Origin of the sequence: Oceanisphaera arctica (assembly GCF_002936955.1) — a bacterium.
Lineage (GTDB): Bacteria > Pseudomonadota > Gammaproteobacteria > Enterobacterales > Aeromonadaceae > Oceanimonas > Oceanimonas arctica.
Map to the genome: position 1 here is coordinate 1 of NZ_MPZM01000073.1, position 9,409 is coordinate 9,409.

The 9,409-nt window shown below is 59.2% G+C and carries 6 protein-coding genes and 1 pseudogene; 1 reads left to right on the forward strand and 6 read right to left on the reverse strand.

The window, feature by feature from the left end; all coding sequences use genetic code 11:
- From UN63_RS16195 to UN63_RS16210, 4 genes and pseudogenes are all read right to left on the reverse strand, one after another.
- A pseudogene (locus UN63_RS16195) lies at window positions 1–181 on the reverse strand (FAD-dependent oxidoreductase); the annotation flags it as partial.
- A gap of 10 nt (window positions 182–191) precedes the next feature.
- The gene (locus UN63_RS16200) at window positions 192–1,565 is read right to left on the reverse strand and encodes an FAD-dependent oxidoreductase (RefSeq protein ID WP_104488534.1); all 1,374 of its coding nucleotides are present in this window, start codon (window positions 1,563–1,565) and stop codon (window positions 192–194) included.
- A 192-nt stretch (window positions 1,566–1,757) separates the two neighbouring features.
- On the reverse strand, window positions 1,758–3,185 hold the full coding sequence (locus UN63_RS16205; protein WP_104488535.1) for an aldehyde dehydrogenase family protein: 1,428 nt from the start codon (window positions 3,183–3,185) through the stop codon (window positions 1,758–1,760).
- 3 nt (window positions 3,186–3,188) lie between these two features.
- The gene (locus UN63_RS16210) at window positions 3,189–4,376 is read right to left on the reverse strand and encodes an aromatic ring-hydroxylating oxygenase subunit alpha (protein WP_219821198.1); all 1,188 of its coding nucleotides are present in this window, start codon (window positions 4,374–4,376) and stop codon (window positions 3,189–3,191) included.
- Between the two features lie 321 nt (window positions 4,377–4,697).
- Between UN63_RS16210 and UN63_RS16215 the strand changes: the two genes are divergently transcribed.
- The gene (locus UN63_RS16215) at window positions 4,698–6,404 is read left to right on the forward strand and encodes a BCCT family transporter (RefSeq protein ID WP_104488536.1); all 1,707 of its coding nucleotides are present in this window, start codon (window positions 4,698–4,700) and stop codon (window positions 6,402–6,404) included.
- Window positions 6,405–6,476: 72 nt separating this feature from the next.
- Here the strand turns inward: UN63_RS16215 and gcvA are convergent, their stop codons facing one another.
- Together gcvA and dddP are read right to left on the reverse strand one after the other, a co-directional pair.
- The gene (gene gcvA / locus UN63_RS16220; protein WP_104488537.1) at window positions 6,477–7,415 is read right to left on the reverse strand and encodes a transcriptional regulator GcvA; all 939 of its coding nucleotides are present in this window, start codon (window positions 7,413–7,415) and stop codon (window positions 6,477–6,479) included.
- A 221-nt stretch (window positions 7,416–7,636) separates the two neighbouring features.
- Complete coding sequence (gene dddP / locus UN63_RS16225) at window positions 7,637–8,983, reverse strand: dimethylsulfonioproprionate lyase DddP (protein WP_104488538.1); 1,347 nt, start codon at window positions 8,981–8,983, stop codon at window positions 7,637–7,639.
- Window positions 8,984–9,409 lie beyond the last annotated feature (426 nt).

A 9,409-nucleotide genomic window follows, 5' to 3' on the forward strand; every position in this document is an offset into this window, starting at 1 on the left:
GCACGATGCGTGCCTCGGGATGATGCTCGGCCAGCCGACGGGCGGCCGCCAGGCCGGCAAAGCCGGCCCCCAGCACCGCATAGTCGGCCTTCTGTACACCCTTGAGCCGCTTCACCGGCGCGGCCGGTGGCAGGGCCTGATACCAGCCACAACTGTGGTCATCCTTGGGTAAGTTGATCATCTTCTGTTCCTCAGGCCGCGTGGCGGTTTAATGTCAGGCGCTCCAGCCACTGGCTGCGCTGACCTTGTAATGTACTGCCCAGCAGGGCAAAACCGGTCAGTTCGCCGGCGGGGTTGTAGAAACCGGCCGCCAGCTCATGGTCGTTACCTTCTACCCGCCACTCGCCTTCGCCGCTGGCCGGCATTACCGATAATGGCAGCACCGGCGTCTTGACCAACACCGGAGCCGGCTTGAGTGCCGCCGGCGTCAGGGTACCGAGCAGGCTGTTGACCAGCGCCGGCATGGCCTGGTTGATCGGCGCGATATACGGCGCCCACTGGCCTTCGACCTCGGCACAGTCGCCCAGAGCAAAAATATGGGGATCCGAGGTCTGGTGACAGACATCGACACTGATGCCACGACCCGTTGCCAGCCCGGCCGCCTGAGCCAGCCCTGCACTGGGTCGCAGCCCGACCGCGCTCAGCACCAGATCGGTATTCAAAACCCGACCGCTTTGCAGTTGCAGGCTATAGCCTTCGCCCTCACGGTCGATTCGACCGATGCTGTCCTGCAAGGCCCAGTCTACGCCCAGATCAGACAACGCCTGCTGCAACGCCACGCCCAGCGGTTGCGGGATCAGTCGCTCCATCGGCCACTGGCCCAGCCCCACCACGGTGACCGCCACGCCCTGAGCGGCCAGATCGTTGGCAAACTCGCAGCCGATGAGGCCATCGCCCAGAATGGTGACGTGGCGCTTGCCGGTCAGTTGCTGGCGAAAACGACGATAATCACCCAGATCGTTGACGCTGAGCATGGCGCTCTGCTCGCCTTCCACCGGGATCACTATGGGCGAGGCACCGGTGGCCAGTACCAGACGGCCGTAGGGATAAACGCCGATATTGGTGTGCAGCTGTTTGGTGTCACGGTCGATTTTTTCGACTCGAGTATGAGGATAAACCCGTACGCCGAGTCGCTGCTCCCACGCCAGCGCAGGTTCGCTGACCAGGCTGTCGCCATCCTTGCCCAGCGCCAGGGCGTTGGACAGGGCCGGCTTGCTGTACAGGGCACCGTCGTCGGCAGTAAACAGGGTAATGGGCAGATTCGGTGACTTGGCACGCAACGCTGCCGCCAGCTGATAGCCGCCGTGACCGGTACCGATGATCACCACAGGTTCAACCGCCGCTTCGGCCAACGGGGTGCTGAGCTCGGCCACGACCGCCAGCGGAGCCGGCTCTTCGTCGGTGATCTCGAGCATCTCGAAATCGGCCTTGCCGACCAGGCAGTCGGGGCAAAGCCAGTCATCCGGCACATCTTCCCAGGCGGTACCCGGGGCTATGCCGTCGGCGGGCCAGCCTTTGGCCTCGTCGTAAATCAGTCCGCAGATGATGCATAACCACTTTTTCATCTTGTTTCTCCCCACTACCCTGTTTACTGCTAAATAGCGGTTGTTACACCGCACTCTATTGGACAGAGGTCAGGTTGCGATAAGCAGACCCTCCGCGTCAGGGACGACGCGGCGGAGCCCCCATGGAGGGTTGATGGCGCGTCTGCGTTCGTTGCTGACCTCTGGCGTGCGATGAAGCTCGCTATTTATTACTTAACCCTGACTCAGACGAATGCCGATGTTGCGAGTCTGGACATAGCTGTAGATGGCTTCCTGTCCCTTCTCGCGACCGAAGCCCGACAAACCCACGCCGCCGAAGGGCGTTTCTATGCCGCCGGCAAACCATTCGTTGATGAACACCTGGCCGCCTCGCAGCCGGTTGGCGATGCGCAGGGTCTGGCTCAGGCCTTCACCGAACACCCCGGCGACCAGGCCGAAGTCGGTGCCGTTGGCCAGGGCCACGGCGTCGTCTTCACTGTCGAAGGGCATGATCACCAGCACGGGACCGAACACTTCTTCCCGGGCTATGGTCATCTCGGGGGTCGCCTCGATCACGGTCGGCGCCACGAAATAGCCGGACAAGTCCGGTGCCACGCCGCCGGTAAGGATATTGGCGCCCTCAGCCCGGGCCTGCTCGATCATGGCCAGCACCCGCTGCTGCTGATCCTGTGACACCACAGGCGTCAGATCCGGGTTGCCTTCGCCCTGACCTATGGTCAGGCCTTCGGCCAGCGCGACCACGGCGGCTTTCACCTCTTCATAGCGATCACGCTGCACCAGCAGCCGCGACATGGCCGAGCACACCTGACCGGCGTTAAAGAAGATGCCGACTTTCACGCTGGCCAGCAGGGTGTCCAGGTTCACGTCCTTGAGCGCGATGGCAGCAGACTTGCCGCCCAGCTCCATCACCGACGGGGTGGCACGCTCGGCCGCATCCTTGAGGATGCGCTGGCCGGTGGGAACCGAGCCGGTGAACACTATCTGGTTGGTGTCCTGGTGCTTGACCAGGTGGCTGCCTACTTCCGAGCCCTTGCCGCACAGCAGGTTGACCGCGCCCTGGGGGAAGCCGGCCTGCTCGATGGCCTTGATCAGCAATGTCATGGCCAGCGGAGAAATTTCCGGCGACTTGATCACCACGGCATTACCGGCGGCCAGCGCCGGCGCCAGCGAACGGGCGCAAATGGACACCGGGAAGTTCCAGGGAACGATTTGCACCGAGACGCCGAAGGGCACGTACTGGGTGAAATCCATGTAGTCTTTGCCGAGCGGCACCGAAATGCCTTCAATCTTGTCGGCCATGCCGGCGTAGTATTCGAAGTAGCGGGCCGCTTCCAGAAACTCGTCCCGGGCATCGTTCAGGCTCTTGCCATTTTCGCGACACGCCACCAGACCGCCTTCGTCGGCGATGGCGCGGATGGCATCGGCGGCTTTCAGCATCCAGCTGGTGCGCTGGGCCGGGCGTACATCGCTCAATTGACCGCTGTCGGCCACACGGCGGGCGGCGGCCATGGCCAGATCCGCATCCTCGATGCCGGCCTGGGCTATGGTGGCGTAGGGCTCACCGGTGCTCGGGTTCATCACAGTGAGCTGGCGGGAGGCATCCTGCCACTGACCATCGATATAGTTCTGATAATGTTGCATTGATTACGCCTCCAGCGCCGCTTTGGTTTGTGTGGCCAGCCATTTCTGGAAGAAGTGGGTCGGCAGGTCCATTTCGGGAGAGAAAACGCCGCCGCCGAAACCGGGAGAATGACGACCTTTCTGCATGCCTTCCACGGCGAAGATATCTTCGCTGAACACCACGCGCCAGGACTCCAGGGTCGCGGTGCGGCAGGCGGCATATTCATCCTTCAGTGCCTCGTCACCTACGTAGTAGAGGCGCAGGTTTTCCATGGTCTTTTCCGCATGAATGGGGTCGATCATCATGGCGAAGGCGTGGTCGGCCTGAATGCCCAGCAACACGTTGGGGAACAGGGCGATATATTCCGCATGGCTCAGCTTGTCTTCGGGCCAGCTCGGGAACTTGGGCAAGTGAGTGCCCGCGGTGCCGGACAGGTTGTATTTGTAGCTGCCCTGTCCCGCGAAGCGGTCTTCGAGCATGATGTTGTAGTGATCTTCCAGCTTGGAATAGGTGTTCAGGGCCGGGTGTACCCAGGGCAGGTGGTAGGCTTCGCAGTAGTTTTCTACGGTCAGCTTCCAGTTGCTCGCCACTTCAATTTCCAGATGGCCACCCATGTTGACCCGGCGCAGCTGGCTCAGGCCGTCATCGCCCAGAAACTCCTTCCAGCGCGCTTCCAGCGGCGCTATGTGCTCTTCGAAAGAGAGCGCATCGCCGGACAGATTGATGAATACCATGTCCATCCAGATGGCGGAGCGCAACGCCTTGAGGCCATGCTTCTCGCACTTGAAACGGTCGTCCTTGTGCTTGGCGATGCCACCCACGTGCGGGGTGCCCTTGAGGTTGCCGTTCAGATCATAGGTCCAGGAGTGATAGGGGCAGCGGATCATGCCCTGCACTTCGCCGGCCTCGTGCACCAGCTGCATGCCGCGGTGGCTGCAGACGTTGTGGAATACCTGCACCTCACCGTCCTTGTTGCGCATCATCAGCAACGGAAGATCCATGAAGCTGACCGGTTTAACATAACCGTTCTTGACCAGGTCGGAGGCGAAGCCGATACAGGCCCAGGTTTTGCCCAAAACTTGATCTCGCTCAAAGGCGAAGTATTCCTGACTGGTATAACAGGCATTGGGCATGCCACTGGCTTCCACGATCGGATTCAGCACATTTTCAACCTGCTGAACGGGAATGATGGTCTGATTGACATTGCTCATGATTGATTCTCCCACTGTAACGCAGTGCTCCCTGCGCTGATGTTAACAACGGGCACTCTGGGTGCCGATGGGGAGGATTCTGGTTAACAAGGGAGCAACAAACAAACGACTTTTTAGCCGGGTGCGGATGAGCTTTTGTCATCCATTGCTTTTGGCCTCATTTGTGCCCTTGTGAGCCTATCGACTGGTTGCGCGTTTTGCGCATTACCAGCGGTCACTCGTGGATGAGAAAAAATCAGTTGAGTGTCTCCCCTCCTATCCCTAACCTCTCGCCGTTAACAAGTGGTTAACCATAAAGCGTGTTACGCAGAGGGAGGAGTTATGCGTGCTACATCAGGGATTCTGAAAGGACTGAATCCGACCGTGACCATCGCATCCAAGGTGCTGGTCATCGGTTTTGTGCTGTTTTGCGCCATCATGGCCAATCAGGCAGGCCAGTATTTTGAAACCGTTTCCGGCATCTTGCTGCAGAATATGAAGTGGTTCTATCTGTTGGTGGTCAGTCTGGTCACCGGCCTGTTGCTGTACCTGATGGTCAGCCGCTTCGGGCATATTCGTCTGGGCAAGGACGATGAAAAACCCGAATTCAATTACCTGTCGTGGATCTCCATGTTGTTCTCGGGAAGCATGGGCATCGGCCTGGTGTTCTGGTCGGTGGCAGAGCCGATGTGGCACTATGCCGACAACCCCTTTTCCGAGGGGCTGAGCAACGAGTCAGCTCGAACCTCCATGTGGCTGACCTTTTTCCACTGGGGCCTGCATCCCTGGTCCATCTTCCTGATTGTGGCTCTGGCCCTGACCTATTTTTCCTACCGGAAAGGGCTGCCGCTGACCCTGAGATCCATTCTGTATCCGCTGATTGGTGATCGCATCTATGGTCCCATCGGCCATGCGGTAGACATCGTGACCGTGGCCATTACCGCCTTCGGTATATCACAGACGCTGGGCATGGGGGTGATTCAGATCAATACCGGCCTGAATCTGGTGTTCGGCACCACCGTTGGCCTGGGCATGCAACTGCTGATCATAGTGGTGCTCTGTACCTGTGCGGTGGCCTCGGTGCTGTCGGGCGTGGGGCGGGGCATACGCCGCCTGTCGGAATGGAACATGCTGCTGTCATTACTGATGGTGCTGATAGTGCTCTACATAGGCCCGACCCGCTATATTCTGCACTCCTTCCTGGAAGGCGTCGGAGACTACAGCAGTCAGGTGGTCGGCATGAGCTTCTGGAGTGATGCCCAGCAGGATTCCGGCTGGCAGAACTGGTGGACCGCCTACTACTGGCCCTGGTGGATGACCTGGGCGCCCTTCGTCGGCATGTTCGTGGCCCGCATTTCCAAGGGTCGCACCATTCGCGAGCTGATCGGCGGCGCTTTAATCGTGCCCACCCTGATCACCTTTCTGTGGATGGCGGTATTCGGCGGCTCAGCCCTGAAGGTAGAGCAGGACGCCCGTGTCGCCTACGAGCAACAGGCGGTGGTACTGGCCGAAGCCGGTGAGCAGGCACAAGCTCCTTTTGCTGGCGGACCCATTCTGGAAGCCACCAAGAAGGACACTACACTGGCGCTGTTCACCCTGTTCGATGAGCTGGACGCTGGCGTCATGGGCAAGCTGCTGAGTGTCTTGGCCTGTTTGCTGCTGGGTACCTACTTCATCACCTCGGCGGACTCCGGCACCCTGATCCTCTCTACCCTGGACTCACTGGGTAACCCGGAACCTCCCCGGCCGATACGGATACTGTGGGGTTTCATGATAGCCGCCATCGCCGGGGTACTGCTCTACGCCGGTGGCCTGAAAGCGATGCAGACCGCTTCCATCATCGCCGGCTTCCCCATCTCCATCTTTATTCTGGTGATGAGCATGACCCTGCTGCACAGCATCCGCCGGGAGCCCAAGCCCTGGGCCATGGTACCGGATAATGTACGGCCGGAGCCGGCCAAGCTGGATGGTTCGATCAAGCCCCTGACCGACGAGGTTACCGACGTGGCACCGGCAACGAACTGGAGCAGCCCCATCGTCGGAAAATAGAGATATCCGGCACCGAAGAAAGCACCCGAACGCAAACCGGCATCATCAGATGCCGGTTTTTTTATGGGGGTATCAGGTGCCTTGCTCGTGCAATCCCTTCTCGCCGACCTGACCCGGCAGTTGCTCCAGCAGCCACTGGCGGAACAGCTTGACGCTGCTCGGCACCACGCCGCGACTCAGAGGCTCGAGCATGCAGAAGCTGGCCGGGCTACGCAGCACTATATCCACCGGCCGCACCAGGGCGCCGGTTTCCAGGTACTCATCCACCAAGGATCCCCAGGCCAGAGCAACGCCCTGCCCGTTGACGGCCGCCTGCAGCAGCATGGGATAATTGTTGATATTGATCCGGTTTCGGGGCGTCACGGACGGCAGACCGACCTGCTCGAACCACTCCTGCCAGCTAAGCCAGTCCCGCTGAGACTCGTCAAGATACAACAGCGTCTTGCCAAAGAGGTCTTCCGGCGTATTCCAATCCTGACACCGCTCCAGATAGGCCGGGCTGCAAACCGGGAACACTTCCTCCGGAAACAGGGTGGTCACCTTCATTTCGGCCGGAGGAAGTCGACAGTAAAAGAGCGCGATATCACAATCGAGCCGGCGATAGTCCGTCACCTGATCGGAGGCGAGAATGCGCAGATCGATTTCCTCGTGCTGCTGCTGGAATTCAGCCACCTTGGGCAGCAGCCACAATGCCGCCATCGCATTGGTGGTGGCCACGGTAATCTGCTGTTCTCCCTGCCATTTCTTGATTTCACCGGTGGCCTGGGCCACATCCAGCAAGGCGCGGTAAATGGTCTGATAATACTGCAGGCCGGTCGGGGTCAGGGAAATGTTGCGATTGGCGCGAACAAACAGATCCTTGCCAAGATATTCCTCCAGCTGGCGGATCTGGCGACTGATGGCGCCCTGGGTAACGCTGAGCTCATTGGCTGCCAGCGTAAAGCTGAGGTGGCGAGCCGCCGCTTCAAACACGATAAGGCTGTTCATCGGCGGCAGTGGCTTGATTTTCATGGTCGCTCCTGACATTTATTCCGGATTCCGTAGTCCCATCCTTTATCGGCGCACTCTAACATTGTTTTTACGGACAGCCAGAGATATCAAATGGTCGGCAACCGGTAACGTGATCACGCGCATCTTCGCCGAAAAGATCGATAAAATGCTCCCGCAGATCGCGGGAGCGAAAGGTATTTCAGTCGGTGGCGATGCGGGCAGGCAAGGCCGGCCCGGGCATATCAATCATCCAGCAAGGCCGCTTCAAAGGGATAGGAGGTCAGGTTTTCAACCCCTTCTTCGGTAATCAGCACCTGATCTTCCAGCTTCACGCCTTCCCGGCCACCCTCGGCCCCCACATAGGCTTCCACGCACAGCGTCATACCCGGCTCCAGCACGCCATCATAGCCATGGCCCTCGAGATCTTCGGGATAACGAATGCAGGGGTATTCATCACAGAGCCCCACCCCGTGCATCATGACCCCGTATCGCTGGGCCCGGTATTGCTCGGGCAGCAGCAGGCCGGCTTCGGTCACCTCCCGAAAGCTCATGCCCGGCTTCAATATGCTCATGTTGTGCCGGATATGGTCATAGGCTACCCGGTACAGCGTTTTCTGCTCCGCCGTGGGTGCTTGCTCACCAATCAGCCAGGTACGTGAAATATCGGCACAGATGCCATAGGGACCAATCAGGTCGCTGTCGAAGGCCAGCAGATCCCCTTCCTGCACCACCCTGGGGCCACATTCCTGAAACCAGGGATTGGTGCGAGGGCCGGAAGACAGGATGCGGCATTCGATCCATTCGCCGCCACGACGAATGTTTTCCGCATGCAAGATGGACCAGATGTCGTTTTCGGTCACGCCGGGCACCGAGGCCTCTTGCATCTGCTTCATGGCGATTTCGGTGGACACGATAGAGCAGCGCATGGCGTTGATTTCATCTTCGTTTTTCACGGCCCGGGCCAGCTCCATGACCTCCTGACCATCGGAGATCTCGATGCCGAAACGCTGTAATTGGGTAAAGCCCGCCATTTCAATCTTGTCGACCGCCAGCCTTTTGTTACTGCCCGCGTGTTCCTGCAGCACCGATTGCACTTCGGCGGCGAATGTGGCCGCATGCTCCTCGGTTCTGTTACCGGTCTCGAAATAGAAAAAGGCGGCGCCGCCCCTCACCTCTTTTACCAGCGGCAAATGAGCCGATAAATGTTCGCAGTTGTGGAAGTCCCACAAAATCACATGCCCGGCAGCCGACACGAAACAGGCCCGGGCATGATTGTGCGTGATCCACAACTGCATATTGGTGGTATCCGTCGCGTAGCGGATATTCAGCGGATCGAACAGCAGCACGCCGGCCAGATCCCGCTTCTGCAACTCCCCCACGATACGCTGCAGCCGGTATTCACGCATGCGGGACAGCGTGGGCGGCGTCAGCCCCAGCGCGTCCCATTCGCCAAACGCCAGCTCGGTGGGGCCTATCTCAACGCGATCGTTGTCGTTGAGCGAGCCATCGGCCTTGAAACGCCCCCGACGACGCGCGGGATCTATCTTTCTGTTTGAAGAAACCGTCGAGAAAAAGCGAGCACTGTCCATTAATTACCCCTGTTTGTAATGACCGATACCAGAGCCGGCAGATACGGATGCACTACCAGCCCTTCCTGTAGAAATGGAAATGTTAATAAAGTGTCACAGGTTGTAATAAGTGAGAAGCGAATAAAAATCAGGCTCGCATGAGCTGCATGCATGGGAAGGGAAAACTCGGCGTCTGCCGCCGTTTCCGGATGCCGGAAACACCAAAGCCAGCCCTGGCGGCTGGCTTTTTGTGTCCTGCATCGGGCTTGTGGCCCTTGCTCCTGGCCTTTCACCCGCTTCGAGTGTGGCCTTTGTGGTGCTTACCGGTCTGGTATCCCGGTTTGCGACAGGCTCCGAGGATATCGGTCTGTCTGTTCCCAGAAGGTGAAACTATCTTATCCCTTATGCCGGGGTGAGTGGTTGCGAATGAAATGCCAAATTCACTTC

Excerpts from the sequence above, each read along its gene's own strand:
- UN63_RS16200 (WP_104488534.1), bottom strand. The coding sequence starts at position 1,565 with ATGAAAAAGTGGTTATGCATCATCTGCGGACTGATTTACGACGAGGCC.
- UN63_RS16205 (WP_104488535.1), bottom strand. The coding sequence starts at position 3,185 with ATGCAACATTATCAGAACTATATCGATGGTCAGTGGCAGGATGCCTCC.
- UN63_RS16210 (WP_219821198.1), bottom strand. The coding sequence starts at position 4,376 with ATGAGCAATGTCAATCAGACCATCATTCCCGTTCAGCAGGTTGAAAAT.
- UN63_RS16215 (WP_104488536.1), top strand. The coding sequence starts at position 4,698 with ATGCGTGCTACATCAGGGATTCTGAAAGGACTGAATCCGACCGTGACC.
- gcvA (WP_104488537.1), bottom strand. The coding sequence starts at position 7,415 with ATGAAAATCAAGCCACTGCCGCCGATGAACAGCCTTATCGTGTTTGAA.
- dddP (WP_104488538.1), bottom strand. The coding sequence starts at position 8,983 with ATGGACAGTGCTCGCTTTTTCTCGACGGTTTCTTCAAACAGAAAGATA.